This is a genomic window from Nocardia sp. NPDC102475, assembly GCF_055584605.1.
This window is the reverse complement of sequence record NZ_JBVJLS010000036.1, coordinates 19,977-46,123: the sequence shown is the minus strand read 5'-3', so window position 1 is coordinate 46,123 and position 26,147 is coordinate 19,977. Positions and strand designations below refer to the sequence as shown.

Sequence of the window (26,147 nt, the reverse complement as noted above, 5' to 3'; positions counted from 1 at the left end):
TGTCTCCCATCAGCTCATGCGCCGGACGTCTGGCTCAGGCGTGGCACCATTGCCACCCGCGGTGATCGCGGGTTGTTCGGCGGCGGAATCGAAATAGCGGGTTTCACCGCGCGGCTCGATCAAATCGACGCGCACGGTCCGCATCGGAATACTGACATCGACCGCGGTCGCGCTGACTTGATTGATCGCCAGATCGACCGACCGCCGCCGCGGCCCACCGGGCTCGCTGATGGTGACCGTGGTGTGCGCGGTCGATACCTGCGGTGGCAGATTGTCGAAGACCGTTATTGTAGCCGACGACGGCGGTGAACCCGAACCGGCTTGTCCCGCAGCGGCATTCGCGGCACCGGCCGCCGGAGCCAGCCGCAGCGATTCCGGGTCACCGACCGCGGCGACCAACTGCCACCAGCGGTGCGGACGCCCCGAATGGACTTCAACATCCGCACCGACCACCATGGCACGCAAAACGATCTGCTGTGCCACCGGCAGGTCGGCGTGCACATCGATGGTGCGCCGGCGCGGGTTGTAGCGGGCCGGATCGAACAGCGGCAGCGCCAAGGTATGTCGCGGCTGACCGCTGATGGAACCGAGAATCTGACCATTGGGACCGATCGCGATGGTGAGATCCGCAAGGAGCTCGTCGGGCGCGACATCGCGGCCCGACTCATCGGAGGGCACCGCGCGGATCGACGTTCCGGTCGGCATAGTGGCCAGCAAGGCGATGGCCTGCCGACCGGTCAACCGGCGCAGATACTCCGGTGGCTCGGTCGTGACCGGTGGGCCGACATACCGTGCGAGCGCACGCGGCCCGGTCGTGGCATCGGTGAGGCTGACCACCAATGTGGTCCGGCCGCGGTTCCACGACCAGCAATCGTCCATACCGGCGCCGTCCATCCGCGTCCAGTCGATCAGGAAACTGGTCACACAGCGACCTGGCACCGAGGACTCCATACAGGTCCAGGTCTCACGCAGATCGCCCAGTTCGACGCCTGCATGCAGGACCCTGGTGGCCTCCTGCATCGCCGCCGCAGGCAGTGCATGCGCGGCGATACCCCGTTCCCGCAATCGGCCCGCTATGCGGTGCGCCGCGGTGGCCAACGCTCGCGGCGCGACCATCGCGACCAGTCCGCGTCGCTGCAGCAGATCCAGATTCCGTTCCATGTCCAGCCGGACGACCAACCACGTGAGACGATGGCCGACGACCGGATGGGAGCCGATCAGCTGGTCGTAGAGCATGCTGTAGTTACCGGTCGGACGAACCCGCTGACCGGTGGTCACGATATCGATATCGACCGCCAGACCGTATTGATCGAGCAGACCTATCAGGGCATCGACGGGGACAGTGTCCTCGGTGTAGATGGATTTCTCCGCGATGACAGTTGGCAGGTCGAGATTGGGTGCGAGTTGGATCATCGCGGTGAGCACAGTGCCTTCGGAGCGAATGCCGCAGACCCCGGCAGCGACCTCGATGTCATCCACCTTCGCCGGGCCGGCGAGCGCTTCGGCTCTGGTGGCCCGGCTGAACCGGTAATCGATCCAGTCGAGCAACCATCTGCTGGTCGTACGGCCGTTCACCTGGACCGCCACGGTTACCAGCAGCACGGTGATCACCGCCGCGCTTGCCCAGAGCGGGGTGCGCGCCCACAGCCCGGTGACCACCAGGCTGCCACCGATCACGGCGACAGCGAACGGACCACGTTCGGCACCGCCCACCCGAACACTCGGAAGGCTCACCGCCGCCTCCGGACCGCGGAATTCGCATAGGTGGCGCCGAGACCTAGCAGCACCGCGGCGATGATGACAACGGCGGCCGCGAACGGCGGACGACGATCCTTGGCGCGCGGCGGATCCGGCATCACCAACACCGACGACCGGTACAGTCCGATCGGTGGCTTGGGCGCGGTGCGATAGCTGAGAGCGGTGAGCGGGTCGATAACACCGGCGCCGACGAAGTTATCGATGCCACGAGCGGGCGCGTGCGCGCTGGCGGTCAGGCGGGCCATGATCTCGGCCGGGGTTTCGTTGGGGAATCGGGAGCGCAGCAAGGCGGCCACCCCGCTGACATAAGCGGCGGCGAACGACGCGCCGGCGACCGGCACCAGTTTGCCGGGTTCACCGACACCATTGATCAGACCGGTGCCACCGGGACCGAGCGATTCGATCGCGGTACCCGGTGCGCCGACTGAAACCCACGGCCCCGACAGCGAATCGAGCATCGTGGCGCCAGTGGCGGTCGTGAAGCCGACCGTCAGCACGTCCGTACCGAACCAGCCCGGCGCGGCCACGTTCTTGACATCGCGCCAGTTCCTCGGGTCACTCGGGCGGGTCGGATCGATATCCGGATTCTGATCACAGCCGGCGCCGACATTGCCGGCACCCGCGACGATCAGCGCGCCCCGCACGTGCACGGCATAGCCGATCGCCACCGACAGAATCGACTGATCCACCGCCAGTCCCACCGGAACACAGACCGGCAGTGACACCGTGATCACTCCCGCACCCAGATTCGCCGCATGCACGATCGCCCGGGACAGCGTCCGGATATCCATCGAGAGCCGTTCCGCCGCGTCGCCACTCGAGCGCTCTGCGCTGAAGGCGCCGGAGCGGTACCGGATGGATATGATCCGCGCGTCGGGAGCGACCCCGGTGAATCCGTCCGTGGGATCGGATGCGGCGCCGATGATTCCGGCGATCAGGGTGCCATGTGCATCGCAGTCGGACAGACCATCGCCACCTGCTGCGACATAGTCACCGCCGCCGACCAGACCGGGCAGGCGGCCATTGGGCGTGACACCGGTATCGAGCACCGCGACGGTCACCCCGGCACCCCGGCTCAGTGCACGGGCATTCGGCAGCTCCAGTGCGATCTCCGACGGCGGCGTGCGCGCCAGATCGCTGTCCTTCAGCACGCCGGTCGCCAAGCAGCCCTTGTCCTGTTTCGTCGGCAACTCCGGGCCGGGCGCGTCATCCGCAGGCGAGCCGATGACGACCTGCGGCGGTTCCACCGCCAATGCCGGCGCGGCGGAGGCGATCAGCGCGAATCCGGCCAGCACCGCGATTGCGGTTGTGCCGATTCGCATCAGATCGCCCGCATCGCGGTATAGATGCCCATGATCCAGCAGGCGATGATCGGAATCACCAGAATGAGCGCGTATTCGATCAGGTCGATGATCCGCCGGGTGACCGGCGAGAGCCGCCGCCCCGGCAATTGCACTGATGCGACACATGCCGCAGCGGCCGCCACGCCGACCATGAGGACGACGACCAGCCGCGCCGGCGCCGTTTCGTACGCGGTGACCAGCACGAAGCCGACACCCACAACGGTCACCGCCGATGCGACGACGAGCGCGATGGCCTGCACCCGGTCCGGGAACCAGCGTGCGCGCAGCGCTAACAGACCCGCAACGGCCGCGCCCAGCACGATTTCCCGAATACCCCCCGGGCTCACCGCGGCCGACAGCACGGCCGCGCCCGCCAAGAGTGCCGAGGTCGCGGCGATGAGCCCGCGCAGACTCGTTACCGCCAGACGGGCACGGCCTTCGATGCCGGCTCCGGCCTGTTCCCGCTGCCGTTCGATGTCCTCAGTGGAATCGAGTTCGGCGTCATCGCGCGCGGATTCGGCGTCGAAGATGTCGGTCAGCGTGGCCGGATTGACCTCGTTGCCGGGGTCCGGCAGATCAGGGGGCCGAATCCGGGCCACAACGACGGCAATGCGCGGTGCGGCAGTGAGCAGCACGAGTCCGAGAAGTGCCGCGGCACCGGATATCTGGCGCACCGACAAATCCAGATAGGTCAACGGAATCGCAGCGGCGGCCACGGTCGCTCCGAGCACGGTGACCGCCATCAGTGTGGCGATTCCGAGCTTGGTCACGCGCATTATGGCCGCGGCCGCGACGGCCGCGACAACCGATCCGGCGGCCAGATTGGCCGCGGCGAACGGACCCGGCTCACCGTAGGCCGGCGGCACCAGCATCGCGCCGCCGGCGAATAAGAGCGGAATCGAGGACAATGCCAACCCGAGGCAGATCCGCGGCGCGAAGTTGCGCTGCCGCGCTTGCATGGCGCCGCCCCAGCACACCGCACCGAGCAGCAGTGCGGGCAGTGCGTACCACCAGATCGACCCGGATTCGGTCCACGCCACTGACAACATCGCAGCGATGGCGAGCGCGCCGACACCCAGTGTGCTCAGGCCGACGACCGCGGCAGTGCCCGAGTCGAATTCGGCGAACTCGCGCTCGTTGATAAGCGCCAGCGCGTCGGTGATGTCCTCCACGACCGGTGTGAAGACCTCCGCGGATTCGACCGCGGCCAACATCAGCACGGTGCCGTCGACGACATCGTGGTCGGCGAGGCTGCGCCAGCGCGGCATCGGCGCTTCGCCTGGTCGAGCCAGGCTCCACTGTCCGGTCGGCGGGGTGAAATCGACTGTCTCGTCGTCGATGGCCTTGGCCAGCACGACGAGCAGATCATCGATGAAGGTTTCGATGGTGAACTTGGTCGGCACCACGACGTCGACCTGGTAGCTGGACACCAGGACCGCCATCCGGGCGCGTGCCACCTCGGCGGATGCCGCGGGCGCCGCTCCCGGCGGCGAAGCAACGGCAGTACTCATCGCCACCCTCCGGCGGACCGGCCGCTGCCGGCGCCACCAAGATAATTCGGGAATCCATCGGCAAGCCCGGCCGCGAGCTCTTCGAAGGCGAGCAGGGTTTCCTTCTCCACCAGGCGCAAATCGATCTCGCCACCCTCGGCCAGATGGTCGTCATAGGGCAGGATGCAGGTCGGCCGCTGCCCGGTGGCGAACAGCTTCTCGATCGCCGCGACATCGACGACCGGCTTGGTCGGTTGCTGGTGCACGATCGTCACGATCGATTTGGCGATCAGATGCTGCATACCGTGCGAACTCAGCCAATTCAACGTGGCCACCGCGCCTTTCACTCCGCCGACGGTGGGGGGAGTGACCACCACGACGGCGTCGCTGGTCTGCAGCACGCTCATTGTCACCGAATCCAGCACGCCCGTACCGCAATCGACGAGCAGCAGATTGAAGTGCCTGCGCAAAACCTCGACGGCCGTGGCGTATTCGCGACCCGAGAGTGCCTCGTTGGCCTCGATGGTCCACGGCGAGGCGATGACGGCGAGATCCGCCGAATTGATCGACATGAACGACTGCACCGTCGAGAAGGCCTCCAGATTCGACGCCTGCGCCAGATCGCGCAGGGTCAGGCCATACGGATGCGGGGCGGTACGGGTGGGCAGATCACCGAAGTCCGGATTCCCGTCGACGGCGACGACTCGGTCCGGGCGCAACGCCGCGAAGGTCGAGCCGAGCGTAGCGGCGGTCGTGGTGCGGCCGACGCCGCCCTTCACGCTGATCACGGCGATCTGATAAGGGGTATTCAGCTGGGTCCGGATTCGGGCGCGCCGGTCCTCGGCACGCTGCTCGGCGGGTGAGAGGCCGAGCCGGAACCCGACCTTGTTCAGCGCGCCGCGTACCCCGGTGCTGGACTGCAGCCTGGCCCTATTGGCCGCCGAGATATCGGCCAACAGATCCATCGAGGTCAATGCCGCGGGCAGCACCTCGACCTGCGGCGCCGCCGTGCGGTCGATGCGATCGGGCACCCAGCTCGCCGTCTGCGCGGGTTGCCATGGCGTGTCCACGGATTCGGCGCCGGGTCTTTCCGCGCTGGGTCCGGTATTGCCGCTCGATGCGTTCGCCGAACCGGATGCGGTCTGTGTGATCCGCGCAGTGGCGGGCTCGGCTCCGCCGTGGGCCGCCCACATCTCGGGCGAGGAAGGCGTTGCCGCCGCATAGTTCTCACGCGCCGAATCCGCGGTCGGCACAGCCACATTCGGCGCGGAGGGCTCCGGCGCGGTCGCGCTCTGTGGTGGCATGGGAGCAGGTGTAGTCGCCGCACGCTGCGGTATCGACTGATCGGGCGCACCGATCACCGGTTCGTTATAGCCGGACTGTGGGCGTGCCGGAACGCTGCCGGTCGCTGGGCCGCTTTCCGGCTCCTGCGCCGCCTGCATGAAAAAGGCGTCGTAGCCGCCCTTGTGTCGGACGGACTCGGCCGGATGACCATTAGTACTCGGCGCTCGGCTCATATCTGTCGTCCTCTCGAAAAACCCAGTGCCACCGGCAGCCGATGCGCCGCGACCAGTCTGACGTACCGATCACCCGACCCGACTGGTGTCGAACCAACTTCGGCCCGGCAACAGATCGACCAGTGCTCCGATGGCCGCATGCAACGCGGCATCGTCACCCGGAGCGTAGGTCGATCGGACTTCCCCGTCCATCGCCATACTCGGAGTCACGATCACCCGTCCCGAAAGTGTATCCAGCACACCGACACCGACGCGCGGCCGATGCTCGCTACCGTCCCGGTGCTCGATCATCACCACCTCCGCACGCCGCACAACCTCATCGAGGATGCGGCTGAGCACACCCGCAGTATGCGGCTGCGCGCCCAATTCGAGCAAAGCCTGCCGACACTCCTCCCGATCATCGGGTACTTCGCCGAATTCCGCCTGCGAAGCGGTCACCGGCTCGAAACGCAGTGCCGGACAGGGGCCCAACGCCGCAGCCAGTGCGGCGGAGACGGCATCCAGCTGACGTCCCTCCTGGAACACCTGCTGAATGACGACTTCGTCGTCATGGCGCACCGCAAGGACATGCGTATCGCCCTGCCGGACCAGCGACAGCCGCAGCATGCCCTGCCGTTTACCGTCCGGGCCGAAATCCAGCACCCGCGCAACCAGTTCCACATCCGGTCGGTACAGACACTGCAGCCAGTTCTCGACTACCGGGTGCACCCGATCGCCGTCGATGATGCCCGCTTCCGCGAGATCCCGCGCGACTACCGAGCGCACCCGGTCCAAATCATCGAGTTTGTAGACATTCGGCAGCAATGCCAATACCGGAGGATAGGAGTCGATGCCCGCCATGTCTTGTAACAGCAGCGCGGCATCGACATTCAGGTCGACCGCGATCGGATCGGTCTCCACTGCCTACCGTTACGCCTTGATCGCGCCGAACCGGTTTCCTTGGACGATATCGACCTGGTTCATGGTTCCACCGCTGTTCATGTGCTGGGACATGACGGAGTTCAGCTGCTTCACCTGGCCGTCGTAGGCGGTGATCTTTTGGTCGAAGGTACTCATGATGCCTTGGTATCCCTCTGCGGCTGAACCCTTGAATTCCTGCATGAGCAAATTGTACAGAGCGCGCAGATTCTCCGAGTTGGTCTGCATCGCGGCAACAAGGGAGCCGATGTTGCCGGTGGCCGCCTCCGCAGCGCTGTAATTGAAATGGATGGGTCCGCTCATCGTAATAGCCTTTCTCGAACCTAATTTATCTACTCAGTGCCACGTGTTGAAATCGACCTTCGAGGCTCCGGCGTTATAAGCCGCCTGCCCCTGCGCGCCCAGGAAGCTGTGGTCGCCACCCGTACCCACGAATCCGTCGGCGTTGCCGCTGTGGGTGACCTGCGATGCCGCGTCCAAGTCATGGGCGTCGATCTTGACATGGGCATCGTTCAACGCGTCGATGATCTCCTGCAGCGTGCCACCGAGAGATTTGCCCGCGTTGTACGCGTTGGACAACGCTGTCTGGGCCGCGCGGCCGGTCAGACTGCTGGGCGGTACCGCTGCCGCCAGCTCGTCCTGGGCGCTGAAGAGACCGTTCATATGGCCCTCGAGTTCACCGAGGCAAGCGGCCGAGTTAGCGGCACCCGTCTTCAATTTCTGTGGGTCGACATGAGTGAAAGTAGCCATTGTTGTTCCTCTCCATCAACTGGAATTCGACCTCGGCGATTTACCTCGGAAGAACTGGGGTATTCGAATCCACATCGTCGTCGGATCGCTCGATGACTCCGACCAGAACGTCCTGATCAGCATCCGATTCCTCCGGACGATCGGTGTATTCGATGACACCGATCACCGGAGGCTTCTCCAGTACCGGGACTTCGAACTGCTCGCCCGGCACGAAAACCTTGCCCGGCTTGCGTTCCTCGTCGCGGCGACGCCGCCGCATCCGAGCATTCGCCGCGACTACCCGGCGCGGTGGGCCGCCGCGGGTCGCGGGTCCGGCCGACACCGGATTCGAGGTGGGGCCGAAGCTGGCACCGGGTGCACGCAGCCAGCTCGACGGCATGCGGAATCCGGTCGAGGCGCCCGGCATCGAACCGAGCCCACCACGCATCATGTTGATGGCGACGAGACTGCCCACCCCACCGTTCAGGCCAGCCAGTGTCGTCGAGTTCTGCGATGCGCCGTACAACCACTGCTGATCCGATGCTCCCGAGTCGAAGCCGTTCGCGCCCGAATCAGCGGGCATCGAACTGGGATCCGCGTTAGGTGCGAATTGCTCGGGGTCGGTGGGGTTGGCCGAGTTCGTCGGATCCGTTGGCTGCGTGGGCGAATCAGTATTACCGGACCCGTTGTCACCACTGCCATTCGAACCATTGTCTCCGTTGCTATCCGATATGGATCGATCCGTCGACGAGACGGTTTGCGTTTCGGTAGTCCCGGTCCGAGTGTCGGTTGGGCCGTTGGATATCGGATCGTCATAGGTCGAATAATCCATAGTCGTGCCCGGATCACCGCCAGTCACGATCGGTGGCGCCTCGGCCGGCGGCGGCAGCGAGGACAGTACCGGCAACAGTTCGGCGGCATAGGCCGCCATCACACCGATCGCGGCCGCTCTGACCATCAGCAATTCAGCCTCGGTCTCGACCAACCCGAGTCCCGTCGGCGCACCGAGGGCAGTCGCGCCGGCCAGGACCATTTCCCGCGCCCGAACTTCGGCGCACCATGCGGCAACAGCCCCCATAGCCGTTTCAGCCTGGGAGTAGATACCGACCACGGCGTTCGCGATCTTTGCGGTCTGGTCCGCCACTTCGGCCTGCTCACGCAGCCAGTTCGCGTGGTTGCGGAACGCCGCCTGCGCCTGATCGGCGGACAACCCTCCCCATGCTCCGCCCATTTGGCTCATCGAGCCATCGGTATTGGCCGCAGCCGCATGCAATTGCGCGGCCATCAGCTCATAAGCCTGTGCCGTCAACTTCGTCGATGCGGATCCGTCACCCATGAGCAACGGGTAAATTATTCCTTCCGGCGCCAATGCACCGAATACGACACCAAGCGGCATGTCATCAGCCTTCGCTCGGACTATTCGCGACTACTTGTCGAATACCGTTCCATTGCTGAGAACGTGCGCTCCGTAGTGCACATCGTTGACGGTGTAGGAGATATCTATCGCGGGCAAGGTGACCGCACCATCGAGTCCCTGCAAAGCGCCATTTACCGTACTGGGAAAGAACGATATCGCGTGAGCACCGAAGGCAAGAGGGATGAACGCGCTGACGTCGTCCTCACCAGGCTGCACCGGCACGGAAGCCGGGGCGGCCGAGTGGAGCATCAGCATCAGATCGTCAGCGCTGATACCAAGTCGTGCGGCAATGACCGGGAGTTCCCCCGGAACAAGATCGAGGTTCATGGCAGTCTCCTAACGACTGGTGCCAGTTGCCGACAAGTGGCACATCAAGAACGTTCCGTCATAGAGAACGCTATGCCATTCCCAACTATGGGAATGGCAGTCGACCGAGCCGCTCTACCCATTGCTGAGCTCGGGCAAACCACCACGGATCTACTCCTCCGGTGGTACCCAAGCGGACTGAACGAGATCCTTGCGGGAGTGCAGAGGCTCGACAAAGATGCCGCGACCGACCGGCTGCTTCATCGGCTTCACATCCCCGATGAGAATGCCGTCCAGCTTCGAGCCGTCCATGACAAGACCCGACGAGTTGAGGTTCTTCATCTGACCGAGCACGTTGTCGTACATCGCGGTATCGGCCTGAGCGATATTGCGCGCGACAATGACGTGCAGACCGGTGTCGCGACCGTCGATGATTATGTCCTTCAACGGTTCCAGCGGATTGCGCAGACCGCGCTGAGCAACCATGTGATAGTCGTCGATCACCACGAAGATCTCCGGACCGCTCCACCACGAGCGCTCCTTGAGCTGCTGAGAGGTGACCCCGTCCGGTGGGCGGCGGCCACGCATCTTTTCGGCGAACGGCGGCAGTCCGTCGAGCAGGTCGCGCTCGCTGGTCAGGAAGCCGATCGACTGTTCGTCCGGGATGGCGTCCATATGCTGGCGGCGGTAGTCGATGAGCAGCACCCGGGCCTGATCCTTGGTGAACTGCCTACGGATCGACGCGAGGAGTGCGGCCAGCACCGTCGACTTACCCGAGCCGGATGACCCCAACACGATGAAGTGCGTCGAAACCCCGAAATCGACTGCAGCGGGCTGCAAATCGGATTCGCGAATCCCGAACGGCACCACCAGTTGCTGGGCCGGGTTCGCCGGGCCCGGACGCCCGGCGAGGATCTCGTCCAAGGTGATCTGGGCGGGCAGCAGCTTCACCCCCGGTGCCCGGCGTCCCTGGTAAGTCTGGTGCAGCTGCTCGATCGCGGCCGCCAGACCCGCACCCGCCGAGTCCGCCGCACTATTGCCATCGATGCGCGGCAGTGCGGTCAGCATGTGCAGCGCGTCGTTGGATATACAGCGGCCGGGGCGATCCGGCGGGATCGCGGCGACGACATTGCGCTGCCCCATGAATACCGTGTCGGTCAAGTCACCCAGGCGCATCTCCAGCCGGGTCTGCAACAGATCCTTGATGGCCGGACGAATCGCCGCCCACCTGGAGCTGCTGACCACCAAATGGATTCCATAGTTCAAACCCTGCAGCGCGATCGACTCCATGACCGGCAGGTACTCGTCGAAATACGGTCCGGTGACGGCGAAGCCGACATCCCAGCCATCGACGACCAGGAAGACGTCGCCGTGCTCGTCACCTCGCGCGGTGAGTTCCGCCGACTCCCGAGGTAGGACGCGGCGGCGGCGGAACTCACGCATGGAGTCGATGCCGAGTTCGGCGAACAGCGCCTGTCGACTCGCGATGAGATTGGTGACCAGAGCGAAGGTCCGGCGGATCCGGTCACCGTCGCGGCCCGAGGCCACCGAGCCGACATGCGGCACATTGCGCACACTCGACAGGCCACCGGAGAAGTCGAGGCAGTAGAACTGCACCTGTTCCGGGGTGTGGGTCAGTGCGGCGGCCATGATCAGGGTCTGTAACGCGGTCGACTTACCGGACTGGGGACCACCGACGACGGCAACATGCCCCCCGGCCGCGGACAGATCGACAGACCACACGTCCTGGCGTTGCAGGCGCGGCTTGTCCACGATCGCCAGCGGCAGCTGCAGTGCGCCCGCTGTGACAGCGGGAAGCAGCTTGTCCAGGGTCGGCGGCACCGTCAGCGGCGGCAGCCACATCTTGTGCGCCGGTGTGCCGAAACCGCCCAGCTGTTGCAGCACAGTCTCCATCACGGTCACCGGCTCACTGTCCGTTGTCTGCGACTGCTGCACAACAGGTTCGGGCTCGACAGCCGCAGGGCGCACATCGATGATATGGGCCGTGGTGAATTGCTGTGGCGGCCGATAGCCACCGCCGGGTCGCCTGGCACGTTGGGCACTGGATGCCGATACCTGCGCTGGTGCGACATATGGTGCGCCGACATATGCGGCCTGGAATCGCTGCAAATCACCCGAGCCGACTCGCAGATAACCCGAACCCGGCTTCTTCGGCAGGTGATAGGCGTCCGCGGTGCCGATGGCGTCGCGGGAATCAGCGGTCTGATTGGTGCGCAAGGCAATTCGATAGGACAAGTGCGCCTCCAGCTCACCCATCCGGTTGGCGGGCACCTTCTGTGAGGCCAGCAACAGGTGGATGCGCAACGAACGACCCAACCGGCCGATCGCGACGAACAGTTTGGAGAAGTTCGGATGCTGTTCGAGCAGTTCGGCGAACTCGTCGAGGATGATCAACAGCGTGGGCAGCGGTGCGAGCTGCGCGCCCTGTTCACGGGCCCGCTCGTAATCGGCGACGCTGGCGAAGTTGCCCGCATCGCGCAGAATCCTTTGCCGTCGGCCCATTTCGCCGTTGATCACGTCTTCCATACGAGTAACGAGATCGGCCTCTTCTTCCATGTTGGTGACCACGGCCGTTACATGGTGCAGGCGGTCGAACCCGAGGAAGGTCGCACCGCCCTTGAAGTCGACGAGCAGCAGGTTCAGCTGATCCGGGGTGTGCGTCGCCACCGCCGAAAGCACAAGGGTGCGAAGGAATTCCGACTTTCCGGAACCGGTGGCACCGATGCACATGCCGTGCGGGCCCATGCCCTCCTCGGCCGATTCCTTGATATCGAGATAGACCGCGCCACCGGCCGGATCGTGGCCGAAGGGAATATTCAGCCGCGACCGGTCCGAGTCACGGCGGTGCGGCCACTGCTGCTCGACCCGGATGGCACCCGGATCGGTTATGTCGACCAATTCCTCCCACGACGTGCCGCCGCTGGCCTGATCCGCGACCACGGCCTCGACGACGGTGGACAGCCGATAGGGGGAGATATTGCGGGCCAACGCCTTCGCCGTCGCCACCGACATCGCGTCGGCGGCTCCGACCCGCCGCAGGCCACGCGGGGTCACCTCGTGCAGCGCCCGATCGGGCCCCACCGTGAACTTCAGGGCTCGCGGCAAGGTCTGCTCGGTCCGACCCAGCCGCAGCCAGGTGCAACCATCGATACCGGAGATGTCCCGATCAGTGGCAGGAGCGCTGTCATCGACGATCAGCAGATAATGCTTTCGATCCAGCGTCGGCTCGGAATTCGCGGAGAACGGACCACGATTGAGTCCGGCCAGCGCTTTGGCACGCAACTCCGAAACGCTGCGATACACCATCCGACTCGGCCCGATCGCGTCCGTATCACTGGGATGTTGGGTGTGCGGCAGCCATTTCAGCCACGACCATTCCGGTGCGTCCGGATTCGACAGCACCGCGGCGACCGCCACCTGATCCGGCCCGTGCAGTACGACGACCTCGGCGACCATAGCCCGCACCAGCGCGGCCACCGCGTCGTGATCGCCATCGACACTGATCTGCGGGGCCGAGAGCAGATTGATCGCGACCGGCATACCCCCGACAGTCGAGTACGCCTTCGCGAATCGGGTCACCTCGACGACACCGACCGGATCCAGATCGGAGGTTGGCGCGGCCTCGGGCACTATGACCCGCACCTGGTTGGCGATCCGGCCCCGCCCAACGCGTACCCGCAGGAACTGCGGACTGGCAACCTGGACTTCCCACATCCGCTTGCCACCGATCAACGCGGCGATTTCGGCCGGTCCGGGATGGGTGTAGCGCAAATAGTTATGTAGTTCGGTCTCCGCGGCGTGCACGGTCTTGCGGTTATCGGTGACGCTGCGCAGATAGTCCTTGCGTTCCTCGTTCAGACCCGCCGCGCCTCCGCCACCGCCGCCGGACAACGCACCGCCCATCATCCCGCCCATGGAAACCAGCATCATGATCGGGAACATGAACATCATCGGCGACATCTGCCCGCCGCTGCGGAACATCATCACCATCATCCCGGCCATGGCCGACACCATGACCACCGGCATGATCATCTTCAGCCGCGACGGCGGCACCGGCTTGGGCAGTTCGGTCGGCGGCTGCAACCGCAATTCGGTCACCGCGGGGGCTTTCGGTCCACGCATCATCCGAGCGGGCCGAACGAATCGGCGGGTAGCTGTCACGAGGTGCCGCCCGGAAGACCGATGACGGCCTTGTTCGTCGGGATGCCGTCGTGCTGGAGCCGGGCATCATTCTTCGACAGGGTGGGTCCGACCGCGAACAGCGACACAATCGACCACGGTGCGGGCACCGGGGTCCGCAGGCCCAGCGATGTCAAGGTCGAATCCGGGGCGGAGTTGGACTCCACAACGGCAGCGATACCGTAGCGAACGCCGCTGTCGGAGATCCAGAACAACGACTCCCGCCGAGGCGATCCCGGATCCGCGCCGGTCACCTGGACGAAGCGTCCGGTGGTCCTGGGCAGATACGCGGCGTCGGCGGTGGTACCGCGCGAACCGGTGGCCGTCACCAGGCCCACGGTTCGGGTCTGCTCGTCGACCTGCAATGGCAGTTGCCGTCCCACCAGCAACTCGGTCGAGGCATTCTGATCGGTGCCCGCGCGCCACCAGTGATAGCAGGTCACCCCCAGCCGCATCGGATCGACGACATGCACCGGCCGAATCGGATAGGCAGCCGTCCCCGGCCACGCACCAGGACGCAGATTCGCCGCGATGACATCCGGTCCGACCGTCCTTGTCGATACCGAGCCGTGCGAGTCGGCATTGCGGATGATCGACGCCAGCACTGAATTGATCTGCACCACACCGGATTCCGAAACCAGATAGTAAAATGCGCCGCGATCCGGTGCCGACACCGTGAGCACCGAACCGACCGGCACGCTCAGACCCGAGGACAATGTCACGATATTCCCGGCACCGGGCACATCGGGCACACGCAGCGGCGGGACCTCGGGTATGGCGGAGATGAAACCCTTGGATGCCGAGACCACGGTCGAGGTCGGGTCGATGCCGAGGGCCAGGATCACCGCCGAATTACTCAGATCTATCGACGCGCGAACGATGCCCTGCTGTGGATCGGCGTACACCAGCCAGGTGGTGGTGTCATCGCGCAATAGCCGCGCCTCGTCAGCGCCCAAACCGCGGATCGCATCGCCATCGACGGTCAGCGGACCGCCGATCGCGGTCGTCAACACCGGCGACAAAGCGACGGTCGGCAATCCGGTCTGCGGATTGACCGGCGCCGCCGCACCGACCTTCGCGGTATCGCATACCGTCCACGACGAATTCCGGTCCCCGTTGTCCGCGATCACCCCGGGCGCGCCGGGAATACCGACCCACGGCCCGCGCGGATACTTGGCCAACTCATCGCGCGAGACCGGTACCGGATTTTCCGCCGAACCGGCGATGAGTCGCGCCGAGGTCAGATTCAGCGCCGGATACAACCGACCGCCGACGCGCACATACAGCGCCCCGCTGTCCTTCTCCGCGATGATCTTCGAGTCCCCCACCTTCTTGGCGGGTTTGAAAAACCCGAGGACGGCCGCACCAGCGATCACCATGCAGGCCAACGCGATACCGATCGACAGCGCGGTGGAGCGACCACGCTGCGGATCATCGATCATCGAGGCGTCCCGGCGGACCAACGCATGCTCGATCCGGCGCAGCAGAAACCGCCAACCCGATATCTGGTGCTTGGTCACCACCCGGAAGCGCGCCACGCGAGTCAGCCTGTCGCGGCCGGAGCCAAGCCTGCGAGCGCGGCGGTGATGTCCGAGGAGTCGATGGTCATCAACTCCTCATTGGTCATCGAAAGCACATCCGCATTGTCCCTGGTGAAACGGTAGTCTCGCTCAGCTTCGGCGGCCTCGACCACATTGCGGACGAAACGACCGTTGCCAGCGAGATCGATGAGCCGCCGACCGTTCTTGGTCTGCCCCGAAAGCTGCTCGCACCGCACCCGCAGCGCGTCTTTGGCCTCGCCGGACAGGATCGAATCCTTCTTGTTCGCAATATGATCGGCGATCCGCACCAATTCGTCGGCGTCATAGCTGGAGAAGCGGATGCGCTTGGTGAAGCGTGAGGCGAGACCGTCGTTGGAGGCCAGGAACCGATCGATCTGGTCCTCGTACCCCGCGATGATCACGACCAATTTGTCACGGTCGTTCTCCATGCGAGCCAGCAGGGTGTCGACGGCTTCCTTACCGAATGCGTCACCGCCGGACAGCCCCTCCTGGATCAGGGTGTATGCCTCATCGATGAACAGCACGCCACCGAGCGCGGAATCGATCAGCGCGTTCGTCTTCGGCGCGGTGTGGCCGAGGTGGGTGCCGACCATATCGTTGCGCGATACCTCGATGACGTCGGCATTCTCGACGACGCCGAGCCCGGCGAAGATCTTGGCGATAACACGGGCGATGGTCGTCTTACCGGTACCGGGCGGGCCGGAGAAGATCAGATGCTGCGATCGGGAATCCACGGCCAGACCGCGCTTGGCCCGCACCTGATCCATCAGCACACCCGACTTGAGCCGGTCGACCTGCTCCTTGACCGAGTCCATGCCGATCTGCGCCCGCAACAGATCGGAGGCCTCCTCCAGCAGTGACTCGCGTGCGAGCCGCGCGGCGGATGCGGCGACCTCGGTCGGGTCGTCACCGGACTTCGGATCCCACTGATTGGTGCGTGAGGCGATGACCTCGGCGGTGGTGACCTCGAGTCGATAAGACTTGTCCCGCACCGCACGCTGCCATTCGGGACGGTCCGGCCACAGTGCGGAACCCTGCAACCCCTTGAGGATCTTGTCGGCGGCATCGTGTTCGCCGTCGTGGCGCAGCAGCATGCCGAGCAGGAAATGCGCATCCGCCCAGATGTAGGACAGGTTGCCGGACTGACTGTCCTCGACGATGCGCTGCGCGCGCGGCAGGGCCTCGCCGAATCGCCCGAGATGCGCCAGTGCCTGTGCCGTCATCAGCTCGGCCGCGATATCCAACAGCCCATCGTCGAGCGCGGGCTTGGCATTGCGAGCGGAGAGCACATCCAGCCACTGTTTGGTGCGGAAATACAGCGACATCCGCACGAAGTCGGCGACATCATCGCGTGGCACTTCGGCAAGAATGGCCGCGGCTTCCTGCCATTCGCCACCGTCGGCATAGGAACATGCCTGGGCGATGGCGATCTGATCCCGATCCGCCATGGCGACACGCAGTCCGAAGACGCCGATCTCGACCTGACACCACAGCGCACGATCGACCAGACCGGCGCGTTGCTGATCCCGGTACAGGTTGTGCACCGATCGGTACGCACCGTAGATCACCTCGGAGGTGACTTCACCGGCCATGGCGCGGCCCAACCAGGCATCGCACATATCCGGATCCAGGTCGGTGGCGGCGCGGAAGGCAGCCGCCGCCTGCTGTTCATTTCGCACGCCCCCAGCGACGAGCGCCAGACTTTGCACACCTGTGTAGAACGCGTCCTCGGCCGCAGACAACTCGGGACTTCCCTTCCGACGATCCTCGTGAACCGAAGATAGCCATTTCGAGCCTGGTTACGACTGCCGAGCTATTCCCAAGGTTGGGAAGGCGGCATCGTTACCCGACGTCGGGATCTATTTACACATCATTTATCGGCGCAATATTGAATGTACCGTTATTTAGCGGTATATTGGAGGTGGGTCGACGGTCCCTCATCCCGAAGACCCAGCCCCGTCCAGTGGTGGTCGGTGGCCGTGATCCGGCCGCCGGCCATCGCCTGGCAAACGGCGGATCGTCACCCCAAAACCCCGGCGATCTGTCATGCGGCGGCCGTCGGTACCCCACACACCGTCGGCCGCCGCTTCTGTTCCGGCGGCCCCTTCACCGACCGCCATCTTCGCGGCGCCGGACCGTGGGTACGGTCGCTGCCAATTCCCTCGATGCCGGATCCGATTGCCGAGCAAGCTTCGACCACGGCGTTTCCCGCGGCTTGCGTGCCGTGGTCGCGCGCCGGTCCAGCGATTGAAAGGCCTTGGGGGGCACCGCTTTCGATACGGCCGCGCGCTGCGTCGAGGCCCGGACCGCATGCGCCCACGGTGTCACGAAACCGCGCGAACGGCTCGGCCCGGCCGGTGGTTGCATGCGGGGGCCGACGCGACCCGTTTGGAATACACCGGAGTCGGTTGCTGATGTGTCCTCGGCCGAGGGCGCGTCAGGCATCCGCGGGTCGACAACCGGCGCGCCGGGCATCTGCGATTCGTCGAGAGGCACGCTGGGAATGTGCGAGTCGCCAGGAGCCGCGCCAGGATTCTGCGGGTCGCCAAGAGCCGCGCCAGAAACGTCCGAGTCGCCAGGAGCCGCGCCAGGAATCTGCGGGTCGCCAAGAGCCGCGCCAGAAACGTCCGAGTCGCCAAGAGCCGCGCCAGGAATCTGCGGGTCGCCAAGAGCCGCGCCAGAAACGTCCGAGTCGCCAAGAATCTGCGGTTCGGCAATGGGTGCGCCGGGTATCTGCGGTTCGGCAGGGGGCACGTCGGGCATTCGCCGTTCGCGAACCCGTTCGCCGGGTGACGTGCTGACCGACGCCGTACCGGTGAACAACTTGTCGACGTTGCGTCCGAGCGGTTCCACCGCCTTGCCGATCACGTCGATAACCAGGTAGCCGATCAGCGCCCGCTCCATCTGAGTGCACAGTCGACGTGCCGCCGCCGCGACGAGCGGTCCAGCGATGCGCGCGGCGGGTGTGGCGGTCATGGCCGCGTAAGTCGTTGCCAGCGCGGCGAGTTCGGTCAGGACCACCGCCTTCGTCACGGTGATCACGTAGGCCACCGCATCGAGCGCCTTCGCGATGATGGCGCAGACCCGATCGAGTTCGGCCTGATGGTCGCCGTCGGCACCGGTCCATGTCGCGACCAGGCGCTGGTACGCAGCGAGAGCATCCGCGCTCTCGTCGACACCGGGCGCGCGCGTATTCGCAGCAAAGGTGCGCACCTTGACCGCGAGCCCACGCACATCGCCTTCGTCGATATCCGGGTACCGAACCCCACAACAGTCGAGGAAATCCGCGACCTCCGGCGGAATCTCCACCGCCACTACAGCACCCGCACCACAACGGCGTCGCCCGACATTCGCGACCACTTCACGGTCGAACCGGAATACGGCGCCTCGATGACCATGCCGTTGCCCGCGGCCAACTGGACATGCTCCGGCCCCCGCGCGCTGAACGAGCTCGCGGGAAATACCAGGTCGCCAGGGCGCACATCCGCCGGAGAGACTCGCACTCCGCTGTAGATCTGCTCGTAGGTGGTCCGCGGCAGCACCACATGGCCGTCGGAGGCCTGTGCGATCGCGTACTGGGTCAGACCGGAACAGTCGAAACCGCCGCCACTGGGTCCACCCGCGCCACCGCCGCCCCAGATGTAGGGGGTGCCGAGCCATTCGCTGGCAGCTCCGACGGCTTTGCTGCCCGCAGTACCGTCCGATGGCACCCGAGGTCGGCCGCGCCGACCATTCGACAGGACCGCGGATCGGGAACGAGCCCGCCGACGCCGGCGCGGTGTCGAACCGGCGGCCTTTCGCCGGGACAGTTCGGGCATGCCGGCCGGCACTATCTGCGCTGCCCGCTGACGCGCCGCCGCGACATCGGTATCGACCTGTTTGGCCGCTTTGGCGATGGTCGTATGGGCCGCTTCGAGCAGGGCGGGTCCGCTGAACCGGGTATCGCCGACCGATGCGATCGCCTGGATGCGTGATTGCAGGTCGGCAATCTGGTTGGTCAACCGATTCCGGCCGACGACTGTGCCGTCCCCGGCCTCACCGACGGTCTTGTGCACGACACCGTCTTTGCCCGCATGCGATTCCGCGATCGTCGATTGGATGCCGCGGGCATCGGTGTAGGTCACCACGCCGGACCCGGCATGAGTACTCATATCGCCGGCGACTGTTCGAACGATGCTCGCGGTGGCGGCCGGATCGGGTTGCCCGTTTCCGTACAGCCCGAGCAGGGCGCGCAGGACCTCCTGGAGGTCACCCGTCAGTACAGGCGACATTCGACCGACTCGCTCTCGCTCATCACCGACCGCCTCTCCGGAACTGCTCGCCAATGTTTTCCCGGTTGGCACCGGTCGCCCCGAAGCTCGGGATGACAACGACTATGAGGCAATTGCGCGAATGATTCATCTTCCCAGCGGCGGGAAGACACGACAATGGGAACAACTTCTGGGAGGCGGTGGCGACGATATGGCGGCAGAACTGGCGGGTACCGCGGCCGAGGCCTGGCAAACGATCTTCGGCTCTCCCACCACTGGCAATGCCGCAGGCCCCGGTGGTCCTTCGGGTTGGTCGCCTGGTGCTCCAGCCGGCCCACCGCCCGGTCCCCCGGGGAGCCAGCCACCCGCTGAGGGGTCCGGTCCGGCCGGTCCGCCGCCCCGTGATCCGTCCGGCCAGCTTCCGCCTGACGGTTCGGGCCACCTCCCGGGCGCGCCTGGTTCCGCCCCGGCCACCGCATTGTTCGGCGCACCGCCCGGAGCATCCAATACCGCTACCGCCACGTCGAGCAAGGCCAAAACCGGCCACTACTGGACGGTGGAGCTGACACCGCCGCCGGGTGCGTCGGCGGGTTTGAAGGCATTCATCGCCATGGCCGAAGAGGCCATCCAAACCGCCGTCGATTTGCTGGGACGCGGTACCCCCGACCTGCCGCCCAAAGTCGACGACCTGCTGCGACCGGTGATCTACGAGAGCATCGGCGACAGCCTGATGAAGAAGCAGTACCAGGAAGCCCTGGCGAAGGTCCAGTCCAGGCAGACCGCATTGCTGACCTACGACACCAAGGTCATGAAGACCTCGATCGTGGTGGCCGCGGGCAGTGACGAGACGCTGCGCGCGATCAAGGAGATCGTTGCCGAACTCCAGACAAAACTGAAGGCCGCTGGGAGTGGGAAGCTCAAACCCGCTCGAGAGGTGGCCCTCATGAAGCTGGTCGCCGAGGCGATCGACCTCGTCTACGAAAAGGTCGAAGCGGTCTACCAGCTCAACAACGATATGGCCGGAGACGGTAACAACGGCTCCGGCGGCAGTGGGTCCGGCGGCAGTGGTCAGTCCGGATCCGGCAGTGCCGGTGGTGGGGGTTCCGGCGACGGCGGGCTCGGGCAATTGGTGTCGATGCTCGGCATGCTGCCCATGATGGCAATGCCACTGGTGGCGCAATTGCCGCAATTGCTGAAGCAGCAAGACAAGGACAAAGACAAGGACAAAGACGCGGCCGAGGATGCCGCGCAGACGGGCCAGGCCCAGCCGCAGGCGGCAGGACCCGGCGCCGCGCCGGGCAGTCCTGCCCCCGCGTCGGCGGCAGCACCCAGTGCAGGCCAACCCGCTCCGGCCGCACCGGCCGCGACGGCAAGCGCGAGTACGCCTGGGTCGGCCACGCCGGTGGCGAATATGTCCCCGGTGTCGGCTCGCGCCGATGTCCGACGCGCGGTGAATCGGAACGGAACGGCCGCGACCGATACCGATACCGACGAAACGCACGAGAACGATCCCGAGGACGAGGTCACCGTGGATTCGCCTGTGGTACAGGCGTAATCGAAGGTTTATTCGTTCCGCATCGCCAGACGACATCGTCTGCCGAGTCGCGGCGAGATCCGAATTGGTCTGGCGCGAAACGGATTCCATCTGCAGGAGCGCAAGCTTCGGCAGGGCGCGGCGTCCAATACCGATCGGCGCCGGATCAGCTTCCGCTTCGGGCCACCGTGCGTAGCCCACACGGTTTCATAAGAGCGACCGGTGTGCCATGTCAGATCGCCGACGCGGGCCGCAACACCTAGCAGGGCGACTTGCACCCGAACAGCCGTCGTCCTCTATGACTCGAGGGCAACACGATGCCGCATCAGACCACTAGCGCGGAACCCGCCGCACGAGCTGTTCGCACAGCAGAGCCGACGTCGCCCGAACAGCTGCGGTCTCCAATGACTCGAGGCGACCACGACGGCGCATCAGACCGCTAGCGCGGAAACCGCGCGCGAGCTGTTTCCACAGCTGGACCGACTTGCGCCCCAAAAAGCCGCGGTCCCCTGTGGTTCAGGGGACCACGGCGGCGTATCAGATCGTCGGCGCGGTAACCGCAGGCGGAGCTGTCGGTGCTGCCGGTGCTGCGGTGACACCGGGCGCGCTCGGCGTCGCAGGCGTTTGCGGCTGCTGGGCGGAGTTGTCCAGATCGGCGCCACTCGGGTGGAAGAACCCTTGGAACTCGCCGTAACCGCCGGTGCCGCCGTCGGGTGGGTTGTTCGGGTCCAACGGCACGAGCTGGCCGTTGATGATGACCTCCAGTCCCGAAGGTTCCACCACGACGATCGCACTCCGATTCGCCCACTGCACCACGTCACCGGTCTGTAGGTGCGCACTATCGACCGAAACCCATGGACTGCCCGCCGAGGGCTGTCCGGTCGTGCCCGCGTAAGCCGACCTGGCATCGCTGCCGTTGGGATTGTTGAGTTCCTTGTTCACCGCCTGCGAGACCGCCGAGGATACCTTCTGTGTCGTGCCGTCGGGCAGCTTCATATCGACCATCGACCGACCACCGGCACCCACCGGCGGCGGTGTCGCGCTGGCGTCCGCTTGAACCACATTGGTCGGCGTGTTCGAGGCGACGGCCGGCTGAGCCTGAGCCTGCGCCGCAGCCTGCTGCTCTTCCTCCCTGCGCCGCCGACGCCGCTCCTCGCGCCGCTCCTCTTCCTCGCGCTGCTTCTGATCGTCCTGACCGTTGTTCCCCATCATCTGCTGCATCATCTGCGACATCATCATCGGCAGCATCATCGAGCTCATATCCATGCCGCCGGACCCCGAAGAACCGCCGCCACCGCTGTTGTATCCAGCCTGGGTCGCCTGGGTTCCGCTGGACCCTTTCGCACTGTTCTCCAGCGCACTGATCGCCGAATTGATCGCGGACATGATGCCGCTGTTCGAACCGTCGGTGCTCGTGGTGCCATCGGTACTGGTCGTGCCGTCGGTGGTCGAATCCGAACCATTGCCGAGGAGGTCGTCGTAAGTGCCGCTGTAGTCGTCGGTGGGCGTGGTCGTGGTGTTCGTGGGAGTGGTTGTAGTGGTGGTCGGCGGGGTCGTCGTAGTAGTCGTAGTGGTGGTGGTGGTGGTCTTCTTGGGCGGGTCATCCGCAGGGTCGTCGACCAATAGGCCCAGGCTCCGGAATTTCTCGACCGCTGCGGTATAAGCCTTATCCCATTCTTCGGTTACCGTGTGGATTGGCGTGACGTAGTATTGCATTTCCGCTTGCGGGGTCAGGAAGAACTTGCCTTTAGTTTTAGAATCTTCTTTCGTATCCTTTTCGTAGAAGGGGATCGCCATATCGGAAGTGGGACCGCCACCATAGTGCCCACCATAGATCGTATTGCCATCCAGCCTGGTCTTGAAAGTATCGTTCGCAGGGTCGTACTTGAGGCGGTCGTTGAGTTCTTCCACCAACCCAGTGAGGGTCTTGAAGGCGTCGGAGCCTGTTATTTTGGAGTTGTACGTGAGGTCCGAAACATCTTTATGCTTGTCGGTGTAATCTTTCTTTCTCTTATCCAACTGCGTCTTCAGGTCGCCAGCCGCGTCCTGAATTTTCCCCCAGCCAGTCGCGCTGTCGATCTGGTCACCGTCGAGCACCTGGGTGAATTCAGGGTTATCCTTCGGTTTACCGATGCCGAGTGTGTCGAGATCCCACTGCATAGTGAACTCGGTGTCGTTGATCAGGCTATCCAATGCCGGAGTGCGGCCCTTCGGTCGCCACAGTTTGACTGGATACGCATGCTTCGTCTCGGATTCGAAGGCCCTATCCCCGTACGTCTCGAAATCCGAATCCTTGGGGGTTTGAGCATCTTTTTCTTTCTGGGCGGCAGCAGCGGCTGTCGCATTCTTCGCGTCTACGACGACTTTTGGGTCGCCCAAATAGCCGAGCGAATCGATAATCTTCTTGTAATCATCGCTCTTTTTATCCAAGCCCTGATGCAGGCTGGCAGTCATGAGCAAGCTTTTGACAGTGGGGTCGAGATCATTCCACGCCTTTTGATACTCGGGCCCGCTCAACTTATTCAACTCTTCCAATGCCTCACCGGCATGGTCGGATATATTGTGATTCTCCCCCCAACCGTCGTCCCAATTTTCTATCTTATCGACGGCATCTTTGGCTTTATCATCTGACATCAGGCTCTCCTCTGTTCGCTGGAGCGCTCGGACACCGCCGGTCGATTCAGCAATTCAGCTATGGACGGAGGAGGCCCGCCGAGGACGGTTGAACTGACGCTGATCGCCCCGACGCCGGCAGCGCCGGGGTCCGCGCCGCGGACAACATGGCCGTCCGGCGCCGTACCTACGTCAACAGTCTTCAACCCTTGCACCGCCGCATGCTCTGCCGCTGGGAAGAGCGGGTGCTCGACGATCTGGCTATATGTGTAGAACGCGTCACGCAAAGCCTGCCGGTCAGGTTCGCCCGCGGCGACCAACAGCAGCAGTTCGTCGGCACGGCGCTCGAAAGCCACGCCGCGAAGGGCTTCCGCACCGGATACGCCACGGAGGCCGCCGACAGGAATGTGAGCCAAGTTGACCCGTCCCGACTGCAATGCCGCCGCCGTCATGTCCTCGGCGGCGCGCAACTCGTCCCACCAGCCCTCCGGGACAGGCTGACCGGCGTGAAGCACATCGAGGATCCGTTGCCGCCACCCGCGCCGGGTGGCGGCCACCTGGTCGAAGCCGGAGACGGCGGCACGGACCCGTGCGTCCGCGATTCGCGCCAACTCGAGGCACTTGGCCCGAATTTCGGTTGCGGGCACCATATCCGCCTGTCGCAGCAAGTCCTCCGAGCCTGCCAGCGCGAGCCGGTCGACCAATCCGACACTGGGCGCGGTGAGGTCGACGGCGGACCCGGCGGCGGATACCCACTCCTCGATGGCGACATCGTCACCGACAGCTGCGCGTACACCGTCCGGGATCGCCGTAGACGACACCAAGGCACTGAGGCGTAAACCGCCGCGACGAACCATCATCAAACCGAACTCGACGAGTATTCGGGCTGGGTCGGCGGTCCCTTCCAATGCCACGATGGCCGCGCGGTCAGCGAGGCGGAGGATGGAGTCCCATCGCCATGGGAGGATGACCTCAGACGGCAAGAAAAGTCCAGGAGGCAGCCAGCCACGACTCTCGGTGGAGGTCAGGACAATCATGGGCCCGGCAGGGGTCCTCGCCACCCCCACCGCCCAATCCAAACCGACGGAATCGTCCACGGCGGCGAGAATCGCGGCGAGCAGACTGCGGGCTAGCACCAAGTCATCGTCAACGCCCTCCCCTACTACGAACGACGGTGGCGTTCGCCTGTCCTCAGTCATGTGGGCCGCGACCGGAAACGGTCCTGCCATCAGTGGTCCAGCGGACCGGGCAGCTGAGTCCGCACCACTGGTGACCGCTGCCGGGTACGAATCCGCGGCCATTCCTGCGGGCATTCCACCGACCAGGCTCGTGCCACCGACCGTGCTGGTGGCAGTGCTCGAATTATCAGCCGGAGGCACCGGCATATCGGGGGCGCTGTACTCCGATGCGCCGACCGTGGGCGACGCGGCTCCAATCGACGGGATGGCTCCGGGGAGCAAGCTGTCGTAGGTCGGTGGCGCCGATACCGCCGATACCGCAGGCGACTGCGGTGCCTGCCCGAAGGGGGCCGTCCCGTCCGGCATGATCGAGGGGGCCGGTGTGGTTACGGAAGGCTGCCCTGGCTGTTGCGTGCCGTTCGCCATCGGCGCGTCCGGTCCGGTATACACCGGCGGGGCCGTTGGTGCGCCGTGGGGATGACCGCCTCGAGGGGCTCCATGGTCGTTACCACCCGCGTGAGCGACCTGACGCCCGCCCTCCTCATCGTGCTCTTCGAGCGACCTTGCCGCTGCGAGCAATTGGTCCCGAGTCTGCTCGTGGTTGTGTGCGAGTCGTTCGGCACGTGCGTGGCGCTTGTTGTAGTAATCGACGAGCGCCCCATGCATCGGAGCCGCGATCGAACCGTACGTATCCGGGAATTCGTCGAGCCAAGCATGCGGGATTACACCCCACTCCCGGAGTTTTGCCGCTGCCACGTGGTGCTGCGCGGCGATTCGGCGCAGCTCGTCCGGCTCGACAACCAGTCTATCGGGCATGCTCGGTTGATTCCTCCCGCCAGCTAACTCAGATTCATTGTTCCGGGTTCCCAAAATTGGGGGGCTGTCGATCCGATCCGGCCCGCCATTCCCGCATGATCTCTGAAAGCGGTCTCGGCAGGTTGTCGGGATCGCTCATAGCGATGTGGTATTGCCGCCGTGCATCCTCGGCGCTCTCAGTGATGGCGGCCACGATTTCGGCCGCCAGTTCTCGATTGCCGAACCGAGCGCAGGTTCCGGGCGCCAGATACAGATCCCGCAGGTGTCCCATCGCATCGACCTCGGGGATGACGAAGCCGCTCGGAGACGGCCGACGCGCCACGATCGCATCGGCACGATCGCGCATATCGGCGATGCGGTGCCGCAGCGCCCGCGTGAGGCTGAGTCCGGCACGTACGTCGGGATGGAGTTCTCTCATAGATCTTCCAGGATGCGCCACGACCGTCCTGTCGAGTCCCCAACGCTGGGAAGGAATCATACTCGGGTTCGAGCCGGTCTCCGACGTCGAGACCATGA

Annotated in this window: 18 protein-coding genes; 1 reads left to right on the top strand and 17 read right to left on the bottom strand. The window is 64.9% G+C overall.

Going from position 1 to position 26,147, the window contains the following annotated elements:
- Positions 1-9: 9 nt before the first annotated feature.
- From eccE to ACZ60G_RS40195, 14 genes are all read right to left on the bottom strand, one after another.
- Complete coding sequence (gene eccE, locus ACZ60G_RS40260) at positions 10-1,734, bottom strand: type VII secretion protein EccE (protein ID WP_465817220.1); 1,725 nt, start codon at positions 1,732-1,734, stop codon at positions 10-12.
- A complete protein-coding gene (gene mycP / locus ACZ60G_RS40255) occupies positions 1,731-3,080 on the bottom strand; it encodes a type VII secretion-associated serine protease mycosin (protein ID WP_465817219.1) in 1,350 nt (449 codons plus the stop codon). Before mycP ends, eccE begins: the two co-directional genes overlap by 4 nt.
- On the bottom strand, positions 3,080-4,612 hold the full coding sequence (eccD, locus tag ACZ60G_RS40250) for a type VII secretion integral membrane protein EccD (RefSeq protein WP_465817218.1): 1,533 nt from the start codon (positions 4,610-4,612) through the stop codon (positions 3,080-3,082). Before eccD ends, mycP begins: the two co-directional genes overlap by 1 nt.
- Positions 4,609-6,108 carry a MinD/ParA family ATP-binding protein gene (locus ACZ60G_RS40245; protein WP_465817217.1) on the bottom strand — a complete coding sequence of 500 codons (1,500 nt, stop codon included), beginning with the start codon at positions 6,106-6,108 and terminating at the stop codon, positions 4,609-4,611. Before ACZ60G_RS40245 ends, eccD begins: the two co-directional genes overlap by 4 nt.
- Positions 6,109-6,177: 69 nt before the next feature.
- Positions 6,178-7,008, bottom strand: a complete 831-nt coding sequence (locus tag ACZ60G_RS40240; protein ID WP_465817216.1) for an ESX secretion-associated protein EspG — start codon at positions 7,006-7,008, stop codon at positions 6,178-6,180.
- A 9-nt stretch (positions 7,009-7,017) separates the two neighbouring features.
- A complete protein-coding gene (locus tag ACZ60G_RS40235; protein WP_465817215.1) occupies positions 7,018-7,329 on the bottom strand; it encodes a WXG100 family type VII secretion target in 312 nt (103 codons plus the stop codon).
- Between the two features lie 33 nt (positions 7,330-7,362).
- Positions 7,363-7,776 (bottom strand): hypothetical protein, encoded by a 414-nt coding sequence (locus tag ACZ60G_RS40230; RefSeq protein ID WP_465817214.1) that lies wholly within the window; start codon positions 7,774-7,776, stop codon positions 7,363-7,365.
- Positions 7,777-7,816: 40 nt separating this feature from the next.
- Entirely contained in the window at positions 7,817-9,151 is a 1,335-nt protein-coding gene (locus ACZ60G_RS40225) for a PPE domain-containing protein (RefSeq protein WP_465817213.1), read from the bottom strand.
- A 30-nt stretch (positions 9,152-9,181) separates the two neighbouring features.
- Positions 9,182-9,499, bottom strand: coding sequence for a hypothetical protein (locus ACZ60G_RS40220; RefSeq protein WP_465817212.1), 318 nt, complete (start codon positions 9,497-9,499; stop codon positions 9,182-9,184).
- A 150-nt stretch (positions 9,500-9,649) separates the two neighbouring features.
- Positions 9,650-13,621 (bottom strand): type VII secretion protein EccCa, encoded by a 3,972-nt coding sequence (gene eccCa / locus ACZ60G_RS40215; RefSeq protein WP_465817211.1) that lies wholly within the window; start codon positions 13,619-13,621, stop codon positions 9,650-9,652.
- A 35-nt stretch (positions 13,622-13,656) separates the two neighbouring features.
- Complete coding sequence (gene eccB / locus ACZ60G_RS40210) at positions 13,657-15,216, bottom strand: type VII secretion protein EccB (RefSeq protein WP_465817210.1); 1,560 nt, start codon at positions 15,214-15,216, stop codon at positions 13,657-13,659.
- Positions 15,217-15,221: 5 nt separating this feature from the next.
- Complete coding sequence (gene eccA, locus ACZ60G_RS40205; protein WP_465817209.1) at positions 15,222-16,982, bottom strand: type VII secretion AAA-ATPase EccA; 1,761 nt, start codon at positions 16,980-16,982, stop codon at positions 15,222-15,224.
- A gap of 364 nt (positions 16,983-17,346) precedes the next feature.
- A complete protein-coding gene (locus ACZ60G_RS40200) occupies positions 17,347-18,555 on the bottom strand; it encodes a hypothetical protein (RefSeq protein ID WP_465817208.1) in 1,209 nt (402 codons plus the stop codon).
- Entirely contained in the window at positions 18,555-19,511 is a 957-nt protein-coding gene (locus ACZ60G_RS40195; protein WP_465817207.1) for a C40 family peptidase, read from the bottom strand. The genes ACZ60G_RS40200 and ACZ60G_RS40195 overlap by 1 nt, the downstream gene beginning before the upstream one ends.
- 190 nt (positions 19,512-19,701) lie before the next feature.
- On the opposite strand from ACZ60G_RS40195, the gene ACZ60G_RS40190 reads away from it, so the two are divergent.
- Positions 19,702-21,045: a hypothetical protein gene (locus ACZ60G_RS40190; protein WP_465817206.1), complete on the top strand. Its 1,344-nt coding sequence runs from the start codon at positions 19,702-19,704 to the stop codon at positions 21,043-21,045.
- 516 nt (positions 21,046-21,561) lie between these two features.
- Here ACZ60G_RS40190 and ACZ60G_RS40185 read toward each other — a convergent pair.
- The 3 genes from ACZ60G_RS40185 to ACZ60G_RS40175 are packed head-to-tail and all read right to left on the bottom strand — an operon-like array spanning position 21,562 to position 26,049.
- Positions 21,562-23,658 carry a hypothetical protein gene (locus ACZ60G_RS40185; protein ID WP_465817205.1) on the bottom strand — a complete coding sequence of 699 codons (2,097 nt, stop codon included), beginning with the start codon at positions 23,656-23,658 and terminating at the stop codon, positions 21,562-21,564.
- Positions 23,658-25,631, bottom strand: coding sequence for a type VII secretion target (locus ACZ60G_RS40180; protein WP_465817204.1), 1,974 nt, complete (start codon positions 25,629-25,631; stop codon positions 23,658-23,660). Before ACZ60G_RS40180 ends, ACZ60G_RS40185 begins: the two co-directional genes overlap by 1 nt.
- A 34-nt stretch (positions 25,632-25,665) precedes the next feature.
- Positions 25,666-26,049 carry a hypothetical protein gene (locus ACZ60G_RS40175; protein ID WP_465817203.1) on the bottom strand — a complete coding sequence of 128 codons (384 nt, stop codon included), beginning with the start codon at positions 26,047-26,049 and terminating at the stop codon, positions 25,666-25,668.
- Between the last annotated feature and the right edge of the window lie 98 nt (positions 26,050-26,147).